General features: G+C 71.6%; 18 protein-coding genes and 1 pseudogene. 6 read left to right on the top strand and 13 right to left on the bottom strand.

The window, feature by feature from the left end; all coding sequences use genetic code 11:
• Positions 1 to 120: 120 nt before the first annotated feature.
• Positions 121 to 1,044 (bottom strand): LLM class F420-dependent oxidoreductase, encoded by a 924-nt coding sequence (locus ACIBJB_RS09805; protein ID WP_398928339.1) that lies wholly within the window; start codon positions 1,042 to 1,044, stop codon positions 121 to 123.
• A 160-nt stretch (positions 1,045 to 1,204) separates the two neighbouring features.
• Between ACIBJB_RS09805 and ACIBJB_RS09810 the strand changes: the two genes are divergently transcribed.
• On the top strand, positions 1,205 to 1,372 hold the full coding sequence (locus ACIBJB_RS09810; RefSeq protein WP_398928341.1) for a hypothetical protein: 168 nt from the start codon (positions 1,205 to 1,207) through the stop codon (positions 1,370 to 1,372).
• 157 nt (positions 1,373 to 1,529) lie between these two features.
• Here the strand turns inward: ACIBJB_RS09810 and ACIBJB_RS09815 are convergent, their stop codons facing one another.
• The 4 genes from ACIBJB_RS09815 to ACIBJB_RS09830 form a co-directional block, all read right to left on the bottom strand.
• Positions 1,530 to 1,994 carry a DUF6099 family protein gene (locus ACIBJB_RS09815; protein WP_398928343.1) on the bottom strand — a complete coding sequence of 155 codons (465 nt, stop codon included), beginning with the start codon at positions 1,992 to 1,994 and terminating at the stop codon, positions 1,530 to 1,532.
• Between the two features lie 188 nt (positions 1,995 to 2,182).
• Positions 2,183 to 2,509, bottom strand: coding sequence for a nucleotide pyrophosphohydrolase (locus ACIBJB_RS09820; RefSeq protein WP_398928345.1), 327 nt, complete (start codon positions 2,507 to 2,509; stop codon positions 2,183 to 2,185).
• Positions 2,506 to 3,702 carry an AAA family ATPase gene (locus ACIBJB_RS09825; protein ID WP_398928347.1) on the bottom strand — a complete coding sequence of 399 codons (1,197 nt, stop codon included), beginning with the start codon at positions 3,700 to 3,702 and terminating at the stop codon, positions 2,506 to 2,508. Before ACIBJB_RS09825 ends, ACIBJB_RS09820 begins: the two co-directional genes overlap by 4 nt.
• 81 nt (positions 3,703 to 3,783) lie before the next feature.
• A complete protein-coding gene (locus ACIBJB_RS09830; protein ID WP_398928349.1) occupies positions 3,784 to 4,173 on the bottom strand; it encodes a cell division protein SepF in 390 nt (129 codons plus the stop codon).
• Positions 4,174 to 4,388: 215 nt separating this feature from the next.
• Here ACIBJB_RS09830 and ACIBJB_RS09835 point away from each other — a divergent pair, with 215 nt between their 5' ends.
• Positions 4,389 to 6,113 (top strand): hypothetical protein, encoded by a 1,725-nt coding sequence (locus ACIBJB_RS09835; RefSeq protein WP_398928351.1) that lies wholly within the window; start codon positions 4,389 to 4,391, stop codon positions 6,111 to 6,113.
• On the opposite strand, the gene ACIBJB_RS09840 is transcribed toward ACIBJB_RS09835, so the two are convergent.
• A complete protein-coding gene (locus ACIBJB_RS09840; RefSeq protein ID WP_398928353.1) occupies positions 6,094 to 6,609 on the bottom strand; it encodes a YceI family protein in 516 nt (171 codons plus the stop codon). The two genes, ACIBJB_RS09835 and ACIBJB_RS09840, sit on opposite strands and share 20 nt — an antisense overlap.
• 83 nt (positions 6,610 to 6,692) lie before the next feature.
• Here ACIBJB_RS09840 and ACIBJB_RS09845 point away from each other — a divergent pair, with 83 nt between their 5' ends.
• Positions 6,693 to 7,172: a MarR family winged helix-turn-helix transcriptional regulator gene (locus tag ACIBJB_RS09845; RefSeq protein WP_398928355.1), complete on the top strand. Its 480-nt coding sequence runs from the start codon at positions 6,693 to 6,695 to the stop codon at positions 7,170 to 7,172.
• A gap of 59 nt (positions 7,173 to 7,231) precedes the next feature.
• Positions 7,232 to 10,351: an FAD-binding and (Fe-S)-binding domain-containing protein gene (locus tag ACIBJB_RS09850; protein WP_398928357.1), complete on the top strand. Its 3,120-nt coding sequence runs from the start codon at positions 7,232 to 7,234 to the stop codon at positions 10,349 to 10,351.
• Positions 10,352 to 10,444: 93 nt separating this feature from the next.
• On the opposite strand, the gene ACIBJB_RS09855 is transcribed toward ACIBJB_RS09850, so the two are convergent.
• The 5 genes from ACIBJB_RS09855 to ACIBJB_RS09875 all read right to left on the bottom strand — a co-directional run bounded on the left by ACIBJB_RS09855 (position 10,445) and on the right by ACIBJB_RS09875 (position 17,441).
• The gene (locus ACIBJB_RS09855; RefSeq protein WP_398928359.1) at positions 10,445 to 11,029 is read right to left on the bottom strand and encodes a sigma-70 family RNA polymerase sigma factor; all 585 of its coding nucleotides are present in this window, start codon (positions 11,027 to 11,029) and stop codon (positions 10,445 to 10,447) included.
• Between the two features lie 199 nt (positions 11,030 to 11,228).
• On the bottom strand, positions 11,229 to 11,870 hold the full coding sequence (locus tag ACIBJB_RS09860; protein WP_398928361.1) for a hypothetical protein: 642 nt from the start codon (positions 11,868 to 11,870) through the stop codon (positions 11,229 to 11,231).
• 66 nt (positions 11,871 to 11,936) lie between these two features.
• Positions 11,937 to 12,650: a YcnI family protein gene (locus tag ACIBJB_RS09865; RefSeq protein ID WP_398928363.1), complete on the bottom strand. Its 714-nt coding sequence runs from the start codon at positions 12,648 to 12,650 to the stop codon at positions 11,937 to 11,939.
• A gap of 41 nt (positions 12,651 to 12,691) precedes the next feature.
• Positions 12,692 to 13,324, bottom strand: a complete 633-nt coding sequence (locus ACIBJB_RS09870; protein WP_398928365.1) for a hypothetical protein — start codon at positions 13,322 to 13,324, stop codon at positions 12,692 to 12,694.
• Between the two features lie 49 nt (positions 13,325 to 13,373).
• Positions 13,374 to 17,441, bottom strand: coding sequence for a molybdopterin-dependent oxidoreductase (locus tag ACIBJB_RS09875; RefSeq protein ID WP_398928449.1), 4,068 nt, complete (start codon positions 17,439 to 17,441; stop codon positions 13,374 to 13,376).
• 285 nt (positions 17,442 to 17,726) lie between these two features.
• Between ACIBJB_RS09875 and ACIBJB_RS09880 the strand changes: the two genes are divergently transcribed.
• Both ACIBJB_RS09880 and katG read left to right on the top strand, forming a co-directional pair.
• Entirely contained in the window at positions 17,727 to 18,173 is a 447-nt protein-coding gene (locus ACIBJB_RS09880) for a Fur family transcriptional regulator (protein WP_398928367.1), read from the top strand.
• Between the two features lie 24 nt (positions 18,174 to 18,197).
• Positions 18,198 to 20,414, top strand: a complete 2,217-nt coding sequence (katG, locus tag ACIBJB_RS09885; RefSeq protein WP_398928369.1) for a catalase/peroxidase HPI — start codon at positions 18,198 to 18,200, stop codon at positions 20,412 to 20,414.
• A 51-nt stretch (positions 20,415 to 20,465) separates the two neighbouring features.
• Here the strand turns inward: katG and ACIBJB_RS09890 are convergent, their stop codons facing one another.
• Together ACIBJB_RS09890 and ACIBJB_RS09895 are read right to left on the bottom strand one after the other, a co-directional pair.
• On the bottom strand, positions 20,466 to 21,641 hold the full coding sequence (locus tag ACIBJB_RS09890; protein ID WP_398928371.1) for a pyridoxal phosphate-dependent aminotransferase: 1,176 nt from the start codon (positions 21,639 to 21,641) through the stop codon (positions 20,466 to 20,468).
• Between the two features lie 261 nt (positions 21,642 to 21,902).
• Positions 21,903 to 22,046, bottom strand: a pseudogene (locus tag ACIBJB_RS09895) (cupin domain-containing protein); the annotation flags it as partial.

The following is a 22,046-nucleotide window of genomic DNA, read 5'->3' on the forward strand; positions in this document are numbered from 1 at the left end:
ACAGGATGCCGCGCGCGCGAAAGCCCCCGAGACGGTGATCCCGGGGGCTCGGCAGGACGACGCCCTCAGCTTCCCACAGCGGGTCCCACCTGCGCCTTCGATTAACCAGGAGGCACAGGTCTACGACAGCTGCGACTGGACCCGCGCGGAGATCAGCTCCAGGTGGTCCAGGTCGTCGAGGTCGAGGACCTGGAGGTACATACGGCTCGAGCCCACGGCGGCATAGCGGCCGATCTTGTCGACGACCTCGGCGGGGGTGCCGGCCAGGCCGTTGGCCTTGAGCTCCTCGACCTCGCGGCCGATCGCCGCGGCACGGCGGGCGACCTCCTGGTCGTCCTTGCCGACGCAGACGACGAGCGCGTTGGAGAAGGCGATCGCGTCGGCCGCGCGGCCCGCCTCCTGGGCGGCGGCACGGACCCGGCCGAACTGCGCCTCGCTGTCCTCGGGTGAGGCGAAGGGCATGTTGAACTCGTCGGCGTAGCGGGCGGCCAGACGCGGGGTGCGCGTCGCGCCCTGGCCGCCGATCAGCACGGGGATCTTGTCCTGGGCGGGCTTGGGCAGCGCGGGCGACTTCGTGAGGTCGTAATGCTCGCCGTGGAAGTCGAAGGTCTGGCCGGGCTCGGTGGCCCACAGGCCGGTGACGATCTCCAGCTGCTCCTCCAGGCGGGGGAACTTCTCCTTCGGGAACGGGATGCCGTACGCCGCGTGCTCCTCCTCGAACCACCCGGCGCCCAGGCCCAGTTCGACGCGGCCGCCGGACATCTGGTCGACCTGGGCGACCTGGATGGCGAGGACGCCGGGGAGCCGGAAGGTGGCCGCGGTCATCAGGGTGCCGAGGCGTATGCGCTTGGTCTCACGGGCGAGGCCGGCGAGGGTGATCCAGGCGTCGGTGGGACCGGGGAGACCGTCGGCGTCACCCATCTTGAGGTAGTGGTCGGAGCGGAAAAACGCGTCGAAGCCGAGATCCTCGGTGGCCTTGGCGACGGTGAGGAGGGTGTCGTAGCTCGCGCCCTGCTGGGGCTCGGTGAAGATACGGAGATCCATGACTCCATCCTGCACGCAGGGCTTCGCGGTGGTCCCATCGGTCCCCGCGGCCGCGCCAGTGACCGAGCCCTTTGGTGATCGTTGGCTCAGGCGGAGCCGGCTTGTCGTCGCCGGCGCGTGATCAATTACCAGCGTGGGTCCTTGGGCCGAGGAGGCCGTCATGTCCGAAGAAACCGTGCCGCTGACTGCGGGGGCTGGGCAGCCGAAGGGGCTGCTGCAGCAGATGGAGGAGTTGATGGCGGCGCTGAACGCGGATCTTTCGGCGCTGGAGGATCTTCAGGGGGCCGGGGGTTCGGGGCGGGGGGTTGGTGAGGAGGGGGCCGGCTGAGGTCGATCTTCGGCTGCGGGCCGGTGGGGGCTGGTCGCGCAGTTCCCCGCGCCCCTAGGTGGGTACAGCCGGGCATGGCTTGCCTGCACCCACTCAGGGGCGCGGGGAACTGCGCGACCAGCCACGACGCACCCGCAGCCGCCGGACAACAGGACCCTCACCCCGCCTCCGGCAACTCCTCCCCCCGGTCCGCCAGTCTTCGCAGCATCTGCAGCACCCGGTCCCGCGACTCGTCCGCCGCGTCGATCGCCTCCATGCACTGCCAGTACGTCGTCTCGTCGTCCGCCGCGGACGCGAGGCCGACCAGGGCTATGCCCACCTCGCCGAGGAGGCCGCCGAGGTAGAGGAGGGCCTGGCGGGCGTCGCCGAGCTCGGTGAGCTGGGCGGCCCGCAACTCCGCCAGGGCGATGTCGGGGCGGTCGAGGACACCGCAACCGCGGCCCGCCAGCTCGGTCAACCCCAACGCCTCTCCCCGGAGTTCGGGAGGCCCGGCGACCGCGAGGCGGCTCCCTATCGCCTGGGCCAGGGCCTGCGCCTGCCACACCTCCGCCATGACCTGAGGCGCCTCGCCGCCTCCGGCCAGGGCACGCCTGCTCGTCACGATGAGCCGCACCGCGTCCATCGGCTGCCCCCGTCTGTCCCGGCGTAGCCCCCGGGCACGTCCGCCCGAGCCTGCTTGTCCACTACCCAGAGTGAGCTCGCTCGGAACGAAAAACCAGAGGTAGACGGAAATCTGTGGACAACAAATCGGTTTCGGACCGACTTTTCATCACGGAGAGTGAAAGAGGACTGATCTCTTCCTTATGGGCCTTACGGTGCCGGAAACCTCCGCTCGTTCCGGTCGATCTTCGCGTCCAGCGCGGCCAGCGGATCGACGCCGAGCACCTCGCACAACTGGAGCAGATACGCGAGCACATCGGCGATCTCGTCCGTGACGCGGTGCGCGGTGTCGGGGTCGTCCATGACCCGCGCCGACTCCTCGGGAGTCAACCACTGGAAGATCTCGACCAGTTCGGAGGCCTCCACACTGAGCGCGGCGACGAGGTTCTTGGGGGTGTGGTAGTGCTGCCAGTCGCGGGCCGCCGCGAACTCGGCCAGCCGGCGCTGCAGTTTCGCCACGTCGAGAGGTTCTGTCACGGCTCCAGGTGTACCACCGTGACCCCGTCCACCCCGGCGGCCCAGGAGGCGTCGCTCACCGCGCCGACGAGCCGGATGTGTCCGCGCTCGCACATCCGCACGGCCAGCCGCAGCAGTTCGGCGCGCTGCCGTGGGTCCAGACTCCGGTCGAGGTTGTCGGCGAGCACGGTGAGCGTTTGCATCGCCGCGGGCACCTCGCCGACCGGGTCGACCTCCAGCACCCCGGGCCCGGTGAGCAGCACCAGCGCGAGCGCGAGGTACCTCAACTCGCCGTCGCCCAGTCGCCCCAGCACCGTCCGGCTGCCGTCCCCGCGGTCGAGCAGTGCCCGGACGGTCCCGGTGGGAAGGGGCTCGGCGAGGACGTCGGTGACGGGGCCCGCGCATCCGGCGCGCACCGCGGCGACGAGCTGCGCGTGGCGCCGGCCGCATTCCGTGCGGGTGCGCCACAGGACGTCGGCGAGGTTGTCGCAGCCGCCGAGGAGCCGGCCGGTACCGGTCGGGACGGGCAGGCGCATGCGGCCGGGCCGTGGGTCGCAGCCGAAGACGGAGCGCAGGGCGACGACCATCTGCTCGGCGGCGGCGAGGACGCGCCGCTGTCCGTCCGTCTTGCCGGCGACGCGCAGTGGCAACAGGACGGTGCCGAGCCGGTCGTCCGGGAGCGGGGCGCGGGTGACCGGCGCGGTCCCGGCCGTGTGCCAGGCAGCCTGCACGGCCCGGCGGGAGGGGTCGCGCAGGGCGGTCTCCAGCAGGACGAGCCCGCCGGAGGTCAACCGCTCCCCCACGATGCGCAGTTCGGGCTCGGCCTGGACGGCGACGTCGAGCCGGACCGGTCCCTCGGGCCCGTCGGCCGTGCAGCCGATCCGGAAGCCGCGGCGGCGCTGTGCGTCGGGGCGGGCCCGGTCGGGGACGTACGAGAGGGGGTTGGGGAACACCTCGCCGAGGCTCGCGCCGGCGCCGAGCCGGGCGAGTGCCTCGTAGGCCCTGAGCGCGCTCGTCTTGCCGCTCCCGCTGGGCCCGGCGATCAGGGTCAGCGGCGCGAGCGGTAGCCCGGCCCGCCGGTGGACGGCGTACGCGGACAGCCGCAGTTCGGTGAGACAGGGCCGGTCGGGGCGGCGCACACCGCTCTGCGACGGCTCCGGGCACGGAGGAGCCGACTGAGCGGGCACGACAGGCGATGTGGGGGAGACACGCATATCCGGACCGTAGGACTCCGCCACTGGACGAACCGTTCCTCCGCAGCGCCCTTCCTACGAACGAGCGAACCTCTCCAAGGCTCACGACCCCGGCATGCCCGCGCCCTCCATCAGGCCCGTGACCTCGGTCCCGGCCGGCGTCAGCAGGAACACGTTGCGGTCCACGCGGTGCATTCCGCTGGCCAGCCCGAACACGACGCCCGTACTGAAGTCGAGGACCCGCTTGGCCACGTCCGTCTCCGCGGCGGTGAGGTCGAGCAGGACGGGTATGCCCGCCATCAGGGTCTCGGCGACCTCGCGGGCGTCCGCGAAGACGTTGATCCGCAGGACGACGAAGCGGCGCCGGGCCTCGGTCTCGGCCTCCGGCCTGGACCGGTGGTCGACCGCGGACGGCCATGCGTCCCGCCCGCGCAACGGAACGACCTGGGCGAGCCCCTCCCACTGTTCATCGGTGACGTCGTACCTGTTCACCGGCTGCCCCCGCTCCGACTCGCCTTCAATGCCTGCACCAGCCAATTCTTACGCCAAGTCACCCGTTCGGCCCAACAGCGACACGGTGCGCGACCGCGTCGGCTCCCACATCCCACCGCCGTCCGGCGTGCCGAAAAGGGGTCTTACCGGCCTCACACCGGACTCTTGGCCTCCGACGACAGCTCGCTCACCGGGTCCGATTAGCGTCCGATGTCGTGCTCCTGGCAGATACTCAGCTGTCGGCACCCGGCCGGCCGACCCAGCCGGCGGTGTCCACCGCCCCGGAACCCCCCACACAGTGGCATCGCGTCCTGACGCTGCTCGCGGACGTCAGCCTCTTCATCGGCACCCGTGAGGTGTGGACGCAGGCGGCCACCCACCGTCCGGCCGTGGCCGCGGTCATCTCCCTCTGTTACGCCTCGATCCTGGTCTGCGGCGTTCTCGCGCTGGTGGTGCGCGGCCGGCGGGCCCTGGCGCGGGTGGACCTGTGCGTGCTGGTGACCGGGCTGACGCTCGCCCTGTGCGCGTTCGTCCTGTTCCACCGCGGCTCCGACGAGTCCGTCCTCACCGCCCAGGCGGCGCGCGAACTGGTCGCCGGGCACGGGGTCTACGGCCACCCCTGGCCGTGGCTCTTCGGCGGCGACGGCATCGCGCTCACCCCGACCGTCACGGGCGGCTACGACTACACGTACGGCTATCCCCCGCTCGCCCCGCTGCTGACCGCCCCCCTGCTCTGGCTCGGTCACGGCGGTCTGCCGGCCATAGCGATGAGCACGGGCGCGCTGCTGGTCGGCACGGTCGTGCTGTGGTGGCTGCTGCCCGCGCCGTGGCGGTCGGCTGCGACCATGGCGTGCCTGGGATTCTCGATGATCTCGATGTACGGCCGGCTCGGCTACCCGGCGATCCTGGCGCTGGCCCTGCTGGTACCGGTGGTGGTGCGCTGGCCCCGGATCGGGCGGGGCGGGCGGCTGGGTCCGGCCGGGGTGGCGCAGGCCGCCTGTCTGGGCGCGGCGTGCGCGGCACAGCAGTTGCCGTGGTTCCTCGCGCCGTTCCTGCTCGCCGGGATCTACGCCGTTCGGCGTGGGGAGCTCGGTGCGCGGGCGGCGGGCCTGGTGGTGCTGCGGCTCGGCGGGGTCGCCGCGACCGCGTGGCTGCTGATCAACACGTATTTCATCGTGAGCCAGCCGGTCGCCTGGCTGAAGGGGATCGCGCTGCCGCTGGTCCAGGGCGCGGTGCTGCACGGCCAGGGCCTGGTGGGGGTATCGCTGTATCTCACGAACGGCAGCGACCGGCTCGACTGGTACGGGTACGCGAGTCTGCTGCTGCTCGCCGGTCTGCTGGCGGTGTTCGTGCTGTTCGTGCGCCGCCTGGGCCCGGCGGCGACCGTGCTGCCGTGGCTGGCCTTCTGGCTGGCGACACGTTCGCAGGACGGTTACTACCTGATGATGACCCCGCTGTGGCTGGCGGCGGCGGTCACCGCGCCCGCGGCGGAGTTCGCGGGGGCCTGGCAGCCGTTCAGCCGTCGACTTTCCGGCCCGTACCGGCGTCCGGCGCGGATCGCCGCGGCCGTCCTGCTGCTGAGCCCGGCTCTGGCGAGCGCGGCGCTGGCGGCCACCGGCTCACCGCCCCTGCGCATGGAGGTCACCTCCGTGCGCCACGGCGTCCGCACGCTGTCCCGGCTGACCCTGCGGGTCACCAACACCGGCGATGACGCGCTCACACCGCACTTCACGCTGACCCGGGGCCAGGGCATGTACCCGTACTTCTCGGTCCTGCGGGGGCCGGCCACACTGCCCGCCCACGCGACGGCGACGTATGAGCTCCGGCCGCCCGAGGGGACGTACGCCCTGCCGAAGCCGGGTCAGCGGATCCGGCTCCGGGTGTTCACGTCCTCGCCGCAGACGCTGTCGAGCGCCGACGTCACGCTGCCGACCGTGTGAAGCGGAGCGTGGCGGTGACCGTGGTCAGGCCGCGGATCATGCCCATCTGGTTCCAGCCCAGGCCGAAGTGGTCGCGGTCCACCGAGAACTCGGCGGTCAGGGTGACCGCGTCGGCGCTCGCGTCGCTGAGGTGTGCGGTGAAGGACTGGGGGCGGCTGACGCCGCGCGCGGTCAGCTGGCCGATCACCTGCACCTGGTCGCCGTCGCGCAGCTCGGCGCTGCGCACCGCGAAGGTGATCTCGGGGTGGTTCTCGACGTCGAAGAAGTCGGCCCCGCGCAGGTGCTCGTCGCGCTTGGCGTTCTTGGTGTCGAGGGAGGCGGCGTCGAGGGTCACGGTGCCGACGGCGGACCCGTCGGCCCGCACCTCGCCCTGGCCGTCCACGGTGGTGAAGGCGCCCTTCACGGTGACCAGGCCCCACATCGTCTTGTGCTTCAGGGCGACGGTGGTGGCGGTCCGGTCGAGCTGCCAGGTTCCGGTTTCGACGGCGACGGTCATGATTCCTCACTCAGGTGGTCCAAATTTGGATGACATCACGCTAGCCGAAACTTCAAATTTGGACAATGGCTACACTTGAATCCATGGCCGACCCGTCCGAATGTCCCTCCCTGTCCGAAGGACTCCTGCCTCCGGAGCTGCATGCCTGGATGCTGCTGCTGGCCGCGACGGGAGCCGTGGAACAGGAGCTGCGCTCCGCCGTCAAGGACGGTCTGGACGTCTCGCACGACGAGTTCCTGGTGCTGTGCCTGCTGGGCGCGCGCCCCGCCGAGGGGGTGCGCATGACGAAGATCGCGGAGCTCCTCGGCCGCCCCAAGACCCGGCTCACCTACCAGATCGCCTGTCTCCAGCACGCCGGTCTGGTCACCCGCAAGTCGGTGTGCGGGGACAAGCGGGGCGTCGAGGTGGCCCTCACCGAGAAGGGCATGCGCCTGCTGGCGGAGTCCTCCGGGACCCTCGCCGCGACGGTCAAGGAGGCGCTGACCCGGTTCATGGGCGCCGACCAGCGTGAGGCGCTGCGCGCGTTGCTGCCCGATCTCGCCGTGGAGGCGAGGCCGGAGTAGTCGTCGGTGCGGTTGCGGGTACCCGGCCGGTGTCCGCGCAGACACCGAAGGAGGAATTCATGGCGACCTCCGACCTGCCCGCTCCTGTCGTACGACGTCCTGACGCGTCCCCGCCGGACACGGCGGCCCTGGAGCGCGCACTGCGCGAGCGGGTCGACGGCGAGGTCCGCTTCGACGCGGGGAGCCGGGCCGCCTACTCGACGGACGCCTCGAACTTCCGGCAGACCCCGATCGGCGTGGTCGTGCCCCGGACCCCCGAGGCGGCCGCGGAGGCGGTGGCCGTGGCCCGCGAGCACGACGCTCCCGTGCTGTCCCGGGGCGGCGGGACCAGCCTCGCCGGGCAGTGCACCAACACCGCCGTGGTGATCGACTGGTCGAAGTACTGCGACCGCCTGGAGTCCGTGGACCCGGACGCCCGCACCTGCGTCGTCCAGCCCGGCATCGTGCTCGACGAGCTCAACCGCCGACTCGCCCCGACCGGGCTGCGGTTCGGCCCCGAGCCGGCCACCCACGCCAACTGCACGATCGGCGGCATGATCGGCAACAACTCCTGCGGGGCCACCGCGCAGGCCTACGGCAAGGTCGTCGACAACATCGCCCGCCTGGAAGTGCAGTTGTATGACGGCACCCGGTTCTGGTGCGGGGAGACCAGCGACGAGGAGTACGCCGAGATCGAGCGGCACGGCGATCTACGGGCCTCCCTGTACCGGCAGTTGCGCGCCCTGCGTGATACCTACGCCGACGAGATCCGCGCCCGCTTCCCGGACATCCCGCGCCGGGTCTCCGGCTACAACCTCGACTCGCTGCTCCCGGAGCACGGCTTCGACGTCGCCGGGCTGCTGGTCGGCAGTGAGTCGACCCTGGTCACGGTGTTGCGCGCGGAGCTGGAACTGGCGCCGGTGGTCAAGGAACGCACCCTGGTCGTCCTCGGCTTCCCCGACATCGAGACGGCCGCCGACGCCGTACCGACGATCCTGCCGTACGAGCCCATCGCGCTGGAGGGCATCGACTCTCGACTGCTGAGGGACGAGCGGATCAAGCACCTCAACCCGAAGGCCCGCGCGGAACTCCCCGAGGGGAACGCCTTCTTGATGGTGCAGTTCGGCGGGGAGACCCTTCAGGAGGCCGACGAACACGCCCACCGCATGCTGGACGGCCTGCACGAGTCCGAGCACGATCCCGAGGTCGCCTTCCTCGACGACCCGTCCCACGAGCAGGAGTTGTGGCAGGTCCGCGAGGCCGGACTCGGCGCCACCGCACACATCCCGGGCCGCCCCGACACCTTCGAGGGCTGGGAGGACTCGGCGGTCCCGCCCGGCCGGCTCGGCGACTATCTGCGCCGACTGCGGCGCCTGTACGACGAGTTCGGCTACCTCAGCGACACCGGGCCCAGTCTCTACGGCCACTTCGGGCACGGTTGTGTGCACACCCGGATCCCCTTCGACCTGTACTCCGCCGACGGGGTGACCGCCTACCGGCGGTTCATGGAGCGGGCGGCCGACCTGGTCGTCGAGTTCGGCGGCTCCTTCTCGGGCGAGCACGGCGACGGGCAGAGCCGGGGCGAGCTGCTGCCGCGGATGTTCGGGGACCGACTCGTCACCGCCTTCGAGCAACTGAAGGCCCTCTTCGACCCGCTCGACCGGATGAACCCCGGGAAGGTCGTGGCGCCGTACAAGCTGGACGAGAACCTGCGCCTGGGCGGCGACTGGGCGCCGTACGACCCCCGCGACCTGCACTTCCGCTTCCCGCACGACGGCGGGTCCTTCGCCGAGGCCGCCAACCGCTGTGTGGGCGTGGGGAAATGCCGTCAGCACACCACCGAGGGTGGTGCGGTGATGTGCCCGTCCTACCAGGTCACGCACGAGGAGGAGCACTCCACGCGCGGGCGGGCCCGACTGCTGTTCGAGATGCTCGACGGGCACGGCGACAGCGCGCTGCGGGACGGCTGGCGGTCCGCGGCGGTCCGGGACGCCCTCGACCTGTGTCTGGCCTGCAAGGGCTGCAAGAAGGACTGTCCGGCGGACGTCGACATGGCCACGTACAAGGCGGAGTTCCTGTCCCACCACTACGAGGGCCGCTGGTGGCGCAGGCCCCGCGCCCATCTCTCCATGGGCTGGCTGCCCGCCGTGGCGCAGGTGGTCGGACGCACCCGGCTGGGGCCCGTCGTCAACACGGTGACCCACACCCCGCCCCTGTCCAGGGCCGCCGTGGCGGTCGCGGGGGTGGAGAACCGCGAGGTCCCGCTGTTCGCCGGCGAGACGCTGCAGCAGTGGTTCGCCCGGCACGAGCCGTACGGCGACGGCGCGCGCGGCAGCGTCCTGCTCTGGCCGGACACCTTCACCAACCACTTCCACCCGCACATCGGCCAGGCGGCCGTGACGCTCATGGAGCACGCGGGCTGGCGGGTCGTGCTGCCCGAGGAGCCGCTGTGCTGCGGGCTGACCTGGATCTCGACGGGACAACTCGCCACCGCCGAACGGGTGTTGGGCCGGACCGTGCGCGGTCTCGCCGAGCACGTCCGGGCGGGCGGTCTGGTGGTCGGACTGGAGCCCAGCTGCACGGCCGTCTTCCGGTCGGACGCGCCCGAGCTGTTCCCCGGCGACCGTGACGTACGGCGGCTGCGCGACCAGACGGTCACGCTCGCCGAGCTGCTCACCGAGCACTCCCCCGGCTACGAGCCCCCGCACGTCCCGGAACGCTCCGCGAAGGCCCTCGCCCAGGTGCACTGCCATCAGCACGCGGTCCTGGACTGGCAGGCCGACCAGGAGCTCCTGCGCCGCGCCGGCGTCGACGCCGAACGACTGGACTCCGGCTGCTGCGGCCTCGCCGGCAACTTCGGCTTCGAACCGGGCCACTTGGAGGTCAGCGAGGCATGCGCGGAACGCGTACTGCTGCCGCGCCTGCGCGACGAACCCCCCGAGACGGTGGTCCTGGCCGACGGTTTCAGCTGCCGCACCCAGATCCACGAACTCGACAGCGGTGGCCACGAGGCGGTCCACCTGGCGGAACTGCTGGCATCCGCCCTGCCAGGGGTACCGGGCAGCGCGTACGGCGTGGCCCCGGGCGCGCGGCCGACCGCTCCGAGCCGCAGGGCCAGGGCACTGGCCTTGGCCGGGACCGGCTTGGCGGGCCTGGCGGCTGCGGCCACGGCAGTCAGGTTCGTTTGGAAGGAGCGGTGACTGGATTCCTTTAGGGGCGCGGGGAACTGCGCGACCAGCCACAGGCGCGCCGCAGCCGCACAACAACACATCGCGGCACCCCCATAGGCGCCCTCAGCCCACCAACTCCACCAGCACCGCCCTGGCCCGCGCCACGCGAGACCGCACAGTCCCCACCGGACACCCGCTCACCAGAGCCGCCTCCTCGTACGACAGCCCCAGCATCTGCGTCAGCACGAACGCCTCACGCCGCTCGTCGGACAACGTGGCCAACAAATCGAGCAGCACTATCCCCTCGTCGAAGCCAGGCACGCCCCGCGGCTGGGCCCGCTCCGCCGCGGCCTGCCAGTCCGAACCGTCATACCGGCGGGGCCGAGCCGCCGCATGCCGGAAACCGTCGATCACCGCACGGCGGGCGATGGACAGCAGCCAGGCTCGCGCCGAGGACCGCCCCTCGAACCGGTGCAGACTGCCGAGCGCACGCAGGAACGTGTCCTGGGCGAGGTCGTCCACGGCCTGGGGGTCGGCGCCCAGGTAGGAGACATAGCGCAGCACGTCGTGGTGCAGCGCGCGCACGAAGTGGTCGACGGCGTCGGCGTCACCGGCACGGGCGGCGAGCGCCCAGGCGGTGGCGGAGGCATCGGCGGACTCCCGTGGGGTGCGGAAGTCGGCCGGGGCGGGCGGGGCAGAAGTGATCACCAGGTGTCCTTCTCGGGTCAGCCGGGATCCGGACCACCGCCGCTCTGATGGGGGTGCACAGGTGCACAGGTGCACAGGGGTGCGCGGCGGTCCGGTGAGGGAATGCGGCCGTACGGCGACCACGTGTGCGGGAAGCACATACGTGGGGGCACGACCGAGCCCGAGGCGCACAGGGGCTTCCTCGGGGTGCCGTCTGTCGTCAGGCGACAGCGGTCCCCAGGGGCGGCCCCCGGTGGGTGATCGCGTGGACGAGAAGGAGAAGCCGGGGCTCCCGTTCGGAGCGGGGCCGGCGCACCCGCAGACGCGGGCGGTGCGGGGTGGCGGGCAGGGCGAGCAGCAACCGCAGCGGGGCGACCAGCCGTGCCCCGACGGCCCGCAGGATGCGGAACGCGGCCCGCTCACCGCACGCCAGCCAGAGGCCGGTGAGGAGCGCGGCGAGCAGGTGGGCGGCGTACATGCCGAAGGGCATCCAGAACGAGAGAGCACCGACGCCCGCCGACGTCCCCATAGGGGAGGTATCCAGGGAGCCGATGCCACTCGTGTGCATGGACTCCATGTGCATCGCGCCGGCGTCCTGCGCCGCCGGTGTGGGCTGCGCGAGGGAGAACGCCGAGTGCAGGACGGTCTGGGCAGCGACCACGACGGCCACGATCAGCGGCAGCCCGCGTTCACGGCCGGTCAGACACCAGCCCGCGCACCCGGTCACGACCAGGCCCGCGGCCAGCGTCCACCCGGGCACATGGGTGCCGGACATGAGGACGTGGCCCAGGGCGGCGAGCAGCACACAGACGGCCGCGAACACCGCGGCCCGTACTGTGCGAGAACACCACCCTGCTGTCATCGCGCCTCATCCTTCCATCCGGGCACCCATCACCACCTGTGGGTACGGAAGTCCACAGGTTCCGGCTCACTGCGTACGGCGGCTCCGCACGACGGCGAAGGCCCCGGCCGCCAGTCCCAGCACGCCCACGACCAGCCCGGCGACGCCGAGACCGCGGGCGGTGGAGTCGCTCGCGGAGGCCTTCGACGCCTTGGGCGCGACCGCGGAGGTCTGCGACGCGGTGGCCGACGTGGTCCCGGCCGCCGTCAGCTTGAGGACCGGTGCCGGGTTCTCCGGCTCCTCGTCGCCCTTGGCGGCCTCCTCGATCCAGCGGACGACCTTCCCGTCGGAGTACGTCTGGAGGGTCTTGAAGGTCAGCTGCGGGGTGTCGTCGGGGAGTTGGCCGAAGGCGACGTCGAAGTCCTCGTACTGCCCCGGGCCGATCTTCCCGCCGGTCCAGGTGATCTCGGAGACCGCGTCGGTGATCGTGCCGTCGTCCGTCTTGACCGGCGTCTTGAGCTTGGTGTCCGTGACCTTCGCGGTCCACCCGTCGTGCGGGGAGACGAGCACGCCGAGCAACGGGTGGTCGGTGGGCAGGAACAGCTGGACCTTCGTAGTGCTCGCGGTGTCGCTCTCGTCGGGGACCCGGAAGGTCAGGGCACCGTCGGTGGCGCCCTTGGCGTAGCTGTCGGGGTGGACGGTGACGTGTGCGGAGGCCGCGCCCGCGGCGGTCAGTACCGCGGCGGCGGCGAGGGCGCCGGCGAGGCCGATGCGGCGCAGGGAGGTGCGTGCTGAGGACATGGGTGAGGGATCTCCGTACTGACAGGAAAGGGGTGAAGGGGTCAGATCGCGTACGGGATCGGGGTGGGCGGTCCGCGCCGGTGGACCGTGTGGCGGAGCAGGAGGGGACGAGGTGCGCAGGGGCCGTCGGCGGGCGTGCGTACGGGGTCCTGGGCGACCGGTTCGCCGTACCCCCGCCACCAGGCCACGAGGCCCGGTACGAAGGTGACCGCCCGGCGCAGCAGGGACCACAGGGCCGCCTCGCCGCGTCGGAGCCACCAGGTCAGCAGGAGAGCGGCCGCGACGTGAGCGGTGGTGGCATGCGGGGTCAGGGCGTGGGAGTGCGGTGCCGCCATATGGGCCATGCGCAGGCCGTGCATAGTCATCGTGTGCGTCGCCGACATGTGGTGCATTGCCATGCCGTACGGCGTTCCCATAGGGCGCGAGTGAGCCGCGCCGAAGGCCAGATGCAGGCCGCCCTGGGACGTGAGTGTCGCCCCGCCGATGGCGCCGAGCGACCGCTCCCGGCCACCGAGCAGCCAGCCGGCCACGAACATCGGCACGAACCCGGCCGCCTGCACCGACACCGGCGGCGCCATCCCGGTCGCCAGTGCGTGGCCCCCGGCGGCCAGCAGCACGCACAGCGCGGCGAACACCGCCGCGCGCAGGCTCCGAACCGCCGGGGACGCCTTCATGGCGACCGATACTCCCACGTGTGGCCGGGGCTCCGCCCACGGGTCCGGGTCAGTAGATGTCACGCACATAGCGCTTGTCCGTGGCGAGTTGCTTCACATAGGCCGCCGCGCCCGCCTCGTCCAAGCCGCCGTGGAGGACCGCGATGTCCCTGAGCGCCCGGTCGACGTCCTTGGCCATGCGGGAGGCGTCGCCGCACACATAGAAGTGGGCGCCGTCCTGGAGCCAGGACCACAGCAGCGGGCCGTGTTCGCGCATCCGGTCCTGGACGTAGACCTTCGCGCGCTGGTCACGGGAGAAGGCGGTGTCCAGGCGGGCGAGGGTGCCGTCCGCGAGGAAACCGGTCAGCTCGTCCTCGTAGTAGAAGTCGGTCGCCCTGTGCTGTTCGCCGAAGAACAGCCAGCTCGGGCCCCGGTGGCCGAGAGCGCGGCGCTGCTCCAGGAAGCCGACGAAGGGGGCGACGCCGGTGCCGGGGCCGACCATGACCATGGGCGTACCGGAGTCGGCCGGTGGGCGGAAGTGCGGGGAACGCTGGACGTGCACGGGCACCGGGGTGTCCGCGGCGGAGTCGGCGAGGAAGGGCGAGCAGACACCCTGCCGGGGCCTGCCGTGCAGGTTCTCGTAGCGCACGACGGAGACGGTCAGCGAGACGAGGTGCGGGTCGGTCAGCGGGCTGGACGATATGGAGTACAGCCGCGGCTGGAGGCGTCCGAGGGTCTGCGTCCACTCCTGCGGGCCGGCCGTCACGCCGTACTCCGTGATCACGTCCACGGCCTGGCGGCCCCAGCCCCACTTGGCGAGCTCGTCCTTGTTGTCCGGACGCAGGAGCTTCTTCAACTCCCGTGGGTCACGGGTGCGTTCGGCGACGAACCGGAGCAGGCCGGGGGTGATCCTGGTGATGTCGAGGTGCCGCAGGAACGCCTCGCCGAGCGGGACCTCTCCTACGCCGTTCAGGTCCACCGCGGCCCCGGCGTCCAGGCCGGTGACCGCCAGCCACTCCTCGACCAGCTCCGCGGAGTTGAGCGGCCGGATGCCGAGGGCGTCCCCGGCGTCGTAGAGGAGCGGCCTCTCGCTGTCCCGCGTGTCGAAGGTGAACCTGCGGACCTCCTTGCCGGCGCCGGGCAGGCTCAGGAGGCGGTTGCCGGTGAGGCGGGCGAGGACGGGGGCGGGCTTCTTCGGGCGGGGCGGGGCGGCGGGGGGCGTCCTGGACGTGGCCGGGGCTGCCTGGAGCGCTGTGGAGGCGGAGGGCCCGGTGTCGGTCGCGTGGGTGACCCCGCTGTCGGCCCCCGGGGTGTCGGACAGCGCCGTCAGGACCTGGTCCAGCCAGCCGTGCGCCGCGTCCTCGAAGTCCGGTTCGCAGTCCGTGCGCGGGGCCAGCCGCAGCGCGCCCAGTTCGTCGAGGCGCTGGTCGAGACGGCGGCCGTGCCCGCAGAAGTCGTCGTACGACGAGTCGCCGAAGGCCAGCACCGCGTACCGGCGACCCTCCAGGCGGGGGGTGCCGGGGTCGGCCAGGGTCTCCCAGAAGCCGCTGCCGTTGTCGGGGGCGTCGCCGTCGCCGAAGGTGCTGGTGATGAGCAACAGGTCGGCGCCGGGCGGCAGTTCGCCGAGGTCTGCCTGGTCCATGCCGACCATGGAGGTGCTGTGGCCGGAGGTGGTGAGCCGCTCGGCGGTGGCGGCGGCGAACTCCTCGGCGTTGCCGGTCTGCGAGGCCCAGAGGATGACGACCTCACGGCGCAGCAGTGTGGCCGTGGGCTGTGTGGCCGCCGCCCGGGAGTACATCCCGGCGAGTGTGCCGTTCACCCACAGGGCGTGTTCGGGGCTGAAGGGCGCGTCGGGCGGCAGCACCGGCACCCCGGGCACCCCGGCGGGGACCCCGGCGAGGAAGCCGACCAGGTACTGACGCTCCTGCGCGGTGAGGACGGGCGGCGGGGCGGGGTCGAGGCCGAAGACGGACGCGGCCGTGGACGGGGAGGGAACAGCCTCAGCGACGTTCAGCGCAGCGTCAGGAGCAGGAGCCGGAGCCACCGCGGCCGCCGGAGCCCGCAAGGTCACCGGCACGGCCACCTTCGTCAGCGACACCGCGCACACCTTGAACTCCGGCTGGAACGACAGCGGATCCACCGCGTCGTTCGTCACCGCGTTGACGCTCAGGTACTCCCCGAACAGGTCGTTCCAGTGGAACGGCGCGAAGCAGCATCCCGGCCGCACCCGGTCCGTCACGACGGCCGGCAGCACGGCCCGGCCGCGCCGGGAGGCGACCTCGACGGAGTCACCGTCGGCCACACCCAGGGCCGACGCGTCCTGAGGGTGCAGTTCCACGAAGGGCCCGGGGTTCAGCTTGTTCAGCTTCGCCACCTTCGCCGTCTTGGTCAGCGTGTGCCACTGGTGCTGGAGCCGCCCCGTGTTGAGGACGAACGGATAGTCGTCGTCCGGCATCTCGGCCGGCGGGATGTGCGGCCGGGCGTAGAAGACGCCCCGCCCGCTCGCGGTGGGGAACCTCAGCGAACCGTCCTCCCCCACGTACCGGATCGGGTTCCGGTCCGGCCCGTCCGGACGCGCCGCTGGCCACTGCACCGGCGTCTGCCGCAGCCGCTCGTAGGAGACCCCGCGCAGATCCCAGCCCGTCTTCGGGTTCCAGGCCTGCTTGATCTCCTCGAAGACGTCCTCCGCGCTGTCGTACGAGAACCCCTTCTCGTACCCCATCTCGCACGCGACGGCCGCGATGATCCGCCAGTCCGCCATCGCCTCGCCGGGCGGGTCGGCCACCGCCGGGGTCAGCGTGAGGTTGCGCTCGCTGTTGACGAAGACGCCCTCGCCCTCCGTCCACAGCGCGGCGGGCAGCACGACGTCGGCGTATGCGTTGGTCTCGGTGTCGGCGAAGACGTCCTGCGTGACGACGAACTCGGCGGCCTCCAGACCCTCGATGACCGTGCGGCGGCCCGCGACGGAGGCGACCGGGTTGGTGCAGATGATCCAGCAGGCCTTGATCTCGCCGTCGGCCATCTTCTGGAACATCTCGACCGTGCCCTTGCCGACACCGTCGGCGCGCAGGGTGTCCGGGGGCAGCTCCCAGAGGTCCTCCATGAAGGCCCGCTCGTCGTCGACGAGGACGGACCGCTGGCCGGGCAGCCCTGGGCCCATGTAGCCCATCTCGCGGCCGCCCATGGCGTTGGGCTGGCCGGTGAGGGAGAAGGGGCCGCTGCCGGGGCGGCAGATGGTGCCCGTGGCGAGGTGCAGGTTGATCAGGGCGTTGGTGTTCCAGGTGCCGTGGGTGGACTGGTTGAGTCCCATGGTCCACAGGCTCATCCACTCACCGGCCGATCCGATGAGCCTCGCCGCCTCCCGGATGTCCTCCTCGGCGAGGCCCGTCATCTCGGCCACCGCGGCGGGTGAGTAGTCCGCGAGGAACTCCGGCATGGCCTCCCAGCCCTCGGTGTGGGCGGCGATGAACCCGGGGTCGATGTGGCCCTCGGCGTGCAGCAGGTGCAGCAGGCCGTTCAGCAGCGCGAGGTCGGCACCCGGCTTGATCTGCAGGAACAGGTCCGCCTTCGCGGCCGTGGCGGTGCGCCGCGGATCGACGACGATCACCTTGGCGCCCGCCGACTTCACCCGCTCCATCATCCTGAGGAACAGGATGGGATGGCAGTCGGCCATGTTGGAGCCGATGACGAAGAACAGGTCGGCCTTCTCGAAGTCCTGGTACGAGCCGGGCGGGCCGTCCGCCCCGAGCGACAGCTTGTAGCCGGTGCCGGCGCTGGCCATGCACAGCCGGGAGTTCGACTCGATCTGGTTGGTGCGTACGAAGCCCTTGGCGAGCTTGTTCGCCAGGTACTGCGCCTCCAGGCTCATCTGGCCGGAGACGTAGAGCGAGACCGCGTCGGGGCCGTGCTCGTCGATGATCTCCCGCAGCCGCCGGGCCGTCTCGGTGATCGCCGCGCCGACGGCCTGTGGCACCGGCTCCTCGCCCCGCTCGGGCCGGACCAGGGCCGTGGTCAGCCGCCCGGGCGCGGCGAGCAGGTCGGCGGTGGTGGCGCCCTTGGTGCAGAGCTTGCCGAAGTTGGCGGGGTGCTCCTTGTCCCCGGACGCCTTCAGGACCGTACGCCGTCCGTCCGGGCCCATGCCGATGTCGAGGACCAGGCCGCAGCCCACACCGCAGTACGAGCAGACCGTCCGCACCACGGGCACGCCTCCCTGAGCTCAACCGATGCGATCTCACCGACCGTACGAAATGCCCATTACACAGATGTCTCCCGAGCCGTTCATCAGGGGTTACACCGCCCGCACACCTCACCGGCCAGTGTTGTGAGCGCCTTCGCGCACCGGAGGGGCCCGATCCGACGCGCCACAGATTTGGAACCGTTCCATTTCTTGAACCATTCGTGTTTGTGGGGGTAGGTTGGTCGCATGACCGCCCCCCGGCTTCCGAACACCGCCGACGAGCTGCGCGGTGCCGGCCTGCGGGTGACGGCCGCGCGCGTCGCACTGCTCGAGACCGTCCGGGCCGGTGACCACCTCGCGGCCGACGCGATCGCCACGGGAGTGCGCGACCGTCTCGGCCACATATCCCTCCAGGCCGTGTACGAGGCCCTGCACTCGCTCACCGCGGCGGGTCTCGTGCGCCGCCTGGAGCCGCCCGGCAGCCCGGCGCGGTTCGAGGGACGGGTCGGGGACAACCACCATCACCTGGTCTGCCGGTCGTGCGGGTCCGTCGTCGACGTCGACTGTGCCGTCGGTCACGCGCCCTGCCTGACAGCTTCCGACGACCGCGGTTTCTCGATCGACGAGGCCGAGGTCATCTACTGGGGCCTGTGCCCCGACTGTTCCCCCCAAAGGCTTATTTCAGCACCGTGATCCACCCAGTTCGGAAGGACTTCCATGTCTGAGAACCCCGATGCAATCGTCACCGACCCCAAGGCTGAGGGCACCGGTGGCTGCCCGGTCGCGCACGGGCGCGCCCCGCACCCCACCCAGGGTGGCGGCAACCGCCAGTGGTGGCCGGAGCGCCTGAACCTGAAGATCCTCGCCAAGGACCCGGTCGTGGCGAACCCGCTCGGCGCGGACTTCGACTACGCCGAGGCGTTCCAGGCCCTCGACCTGGACGCCGTGAAGCGGGACATCGCCGAGGTGCTCACCACCTCGCAGGACTGGTGGCCCGCGGACTTCGGCAACTACGGCCCGCTGATGATCCGGATGGCCTGGCACAGCGCCGGCACCTACCGCATCAGCGACGGCCGCGGCGGTGGCGGCCGCGGTCAGCAGCGCTTCGCGCCGCTGAACAGCTGGCCGGACAACGGCAACCTCGACAAGGCCCGCCGTCTGCTGTGGCCGGTGAAGAAGAAGTACGGCCAGTCCATCTCCTGGGCCGACCTCATGATCCTCACCGGCAACGTCGCCCTGGAGACCATGGGCTTCGAGACCTTCGGCTTCGGCGGCGGCCGCGCCGACGTCTGGGAGGCCGACGAGGACGTCTACTGGGGTCCCGAGACCACCTGGCTCGACGACCAGCGCTACACCGGCGACCGTGAGCTGGAGAACCCGCTCGGCGCGGTCCAGATGGGCCTCATCTACGTCAACCCCGAGGGCCCCAACGGCAACCCGGACCCGCTGGCCGCGGCCCGCGACATCCGTGAGACGTTCCGCCGCATGGCGATGAACGACGAGGAGACCGTCGCCCTCATCGCCGGTGGCCACACCTTCGGCAAGACCCACGGCGCCGGCCCGGCCGACGCGGTCGGCAACGACCCCGAGGCCGCCTCCATGGAGGAGCAGGGCCTGGGCTGGAAGTCCACCTACGGCACCGGCAAGGGCGGCGACGCCATCACCTCCGGTCTCGAGGTCACCTGGACCACCAAGCCCACCCAGTGGAGCAACGACTTCTTCGACATCCTCTTCGGCTACGAGTGGGAGCTCACCCAGAGCCCCGCCGGTGCCAACCAGTGGGTGGCCAAGGACTCCCAGGAGATCATCCCGGACGCCCACGACGCGTCGAAGAAGCGTCGGCCCACGATGCTCACCACCGACCTCTCGCTGCGCTTCGACCCGATCTACGGCGAGATCTCGAAGCGTTTCCACGAGAACCCGGACCAGTTCGCGGACGCCTTCGCCCGCGCCTGGTACAAGCTGACCCACCGTGACCTGGGCCCGAAGTCCCTGTACCTCGGCCCGGAGGTCCCCGAGGAGACGCTGCAGTGGCAGGACCCGCTGCCGCAGGCCGAGGGCGAGACCATCGACGCCGGTGACGTCGCGTCCCTGAAGGCCAAGGTCCTGGAGACGGGCCTGACCGTCTCGCAGCTGGTGTCGACGGCCTGGGCCTCGGCGTCCACCTTCCGCGGCAGCGACAAGCGCGGCGGCGCCAACGGCGCCCGCATCCGCCTGGAGCCGCAGCGCGGCTGGGAGGTCAACGACCCCGAGCAGCTCGGCCAGGTCCTGCGCGTCCTGGAGGGCGTCCAGGCCGAGTTCAACACCGGTGCCAAGAAGGTCTCCCTGGCCGACCTGATCGTCCTCGCGGGTGCCGCGGCGGTCGAGCAGGCCGCCAAGGACGCCGGCTACTACGTGGAGGTCCCCTTCACGCCGGGCCGCGTGGACGCCACCGAGGAGCACACCGACGTGGAGTCCTTCGCGGCGCTGGAGCCGGCCGCGGACGGCTTCCGCAACTACCTCGGCAAGGGCAACCGCCTGCCGGCCGAGTACCTGCTGCTCGACAAGGCGAACCTGCTCACCCTGAGCGCCCCCGAGATGACCGTCCTCGTCGGCGGTCTGCGCGTCCTCGGCGCCAACCAGGGCGGCACGGCGCACGGCGTCTTCACCGACCGGCCGGGCGTCCTGACCAACGACTTCTTCGTCAACCTGCTCGACCTGGGCACGACGTGGAAGTCCACCTCCGAGGACCAGACGGCCTTCGAGGGCCGCGACGCGGAGACGGGCAAGCTGAAGTGGACCGGCACCCGTGCCGACCTGGTCTTCGGCTCCAACTCCGAGCTGCGCGCCCTCGCGGAGGTCTACGCGAGCGACGACGCGAAGGAGAAGTTCGTGAAGGACTTCGTCGACGCGTGGGTCAAGGTCTCGAACCTGGACCGCTTCGACCTGGTCTGATCGACTGAATGACGGAGGGGCCGGTCCACACGGGCCGGCCCCTCCGTACGTCTAGCCCAGCGTGGCCACGAACTTGCCGAGCCGCGCGATCCCCTCCCGCAGTGCGTCGGCCGAGGCCGCGTAGGACAGCCGCACATGGGTCTCGGCGGTCCCCACGCCGAAGTCCCGCCCCGGTGTGAGGGCCACGTGCGCCTCCTGGAGCGCGCGTCCGCAGAACTCCCACGAGCTGAGCCCGGTGCCGCTGACGTCGAAGTACACGTAGAACGCCCCGTCGGGCGGCACGGGCACCGGCAGCCCGATCTGTTCCAGCCCGTCGAGGACCAGCGCCCGCCGCCGCCCGAACTCGGCCCGCCGCTCCTCGCACACGGCGAGCGACGCGGGCGTGAAGCAGGCGAGCGCGGCGTGCTGGGCGGGGGTGGAGGCACAGATCATGTAGTTCTGGGCCAGCCGCTCCAGCGCGGGCACCAGCGCCTCGGGCACGACACACCAGCCCAGCCGCCAGCCGGTCATCCCGAAGTACTTGGAGAAGCTGTTGATGACGACGGCTTCCTGGTCGTACGACAGCGCACTGCGCGGCGGCCGCCCCCGCACGTCGTGATCGCCGAGGTCGAGGTAGATCTCGTCGACGATCCGCCAGGCGTCCCGCTCCCGGGCGAGCTCACAGATGGCCGCCAGCTCGTCGGCCGGGACGGAGGTGCCGGTCGGGTTGGAGGGACTCGCGACCATGATCCCGCGGGTGCGGTCCGTCCAGGCAGACCGCACCGAGGCCGTGTCCAACTGGTAGCGCGACGCGGCGCTGGTGGGCACGAGCGTGACCCGGGCGCCGAAGCTCTCGGCGATCTGCCGGTTGCAGGGGTAGGACGGGTCGGCGATGAGCACCTCGTCCCCCGGATCGACGAGAGCGGCGGCGCCCAGCACCAGTGCCGCCGACGCCCCCGCGGTCACGACGACCCGGCCCGGATCGACGTCGACGCCGTGCTGATCGCCGTAGAACCGCGCTATGGCCTGCCGCAGTTCGGGCAGCCCGAGCGCCCCCGTGTACGTCATGGGCCTGCTGCCCACGGCCTCCCGCAGCGCGTCCAGCACGGCCGGCGGCGCCCCGAAGTCCGGTTCCCCGAGACTGAGCTTGACGACGCGGTGCCCCTCGGCCTCCAGCGCCGCGGCGTGCTTGCCGAACTCCATGGCGTAGAACGGCGCGACGGACTGGGCACGCTGCGAGATCCTCATGGGGCCGGCCTCCCGGGGTCACCTGGTCGAGGGGCTCTGGAGAAGCCCGATGGGAAACATACAGGTCAGGCTGATGCCCTGGGGGTTGGGCCGGGGGTCCCGGTCAGGGGTCGCCTCGTGCCCTGGTGGGCCCGGGTGATGATCTCCGCGGTGAGGGAGACGGCCGTCTCCTCGGGCGTGCGGGCTCCGAGGTCGAGGCCGATCGGGGAACGGGGTGCGGCGGGAGCCTATGGCCCGGGCGGCGTGATGGAGGGGCCGGGGCTACTGGGCGCGGGTGCGGGGGCCGTTGTACTGCTGGTCGGTGACCGGCTCGGCCCACGTGGTCTCGGGGGTGTCGTCGCCCGTGCCCTCCCACAGGGCGATGTGTTCCATGAAGCGGTCGGGGGCGGCGCCGTGCCAGTGTTC

The sequence above is a fragment of the Streptomyces sp. NPDC050759 genome (assembly GCF_044456945.1).
GTDB lineage: Bacteria > Actinomycetota > Actinomycetes > Streptomycetales > Streptomycetaceae > Streptomyces.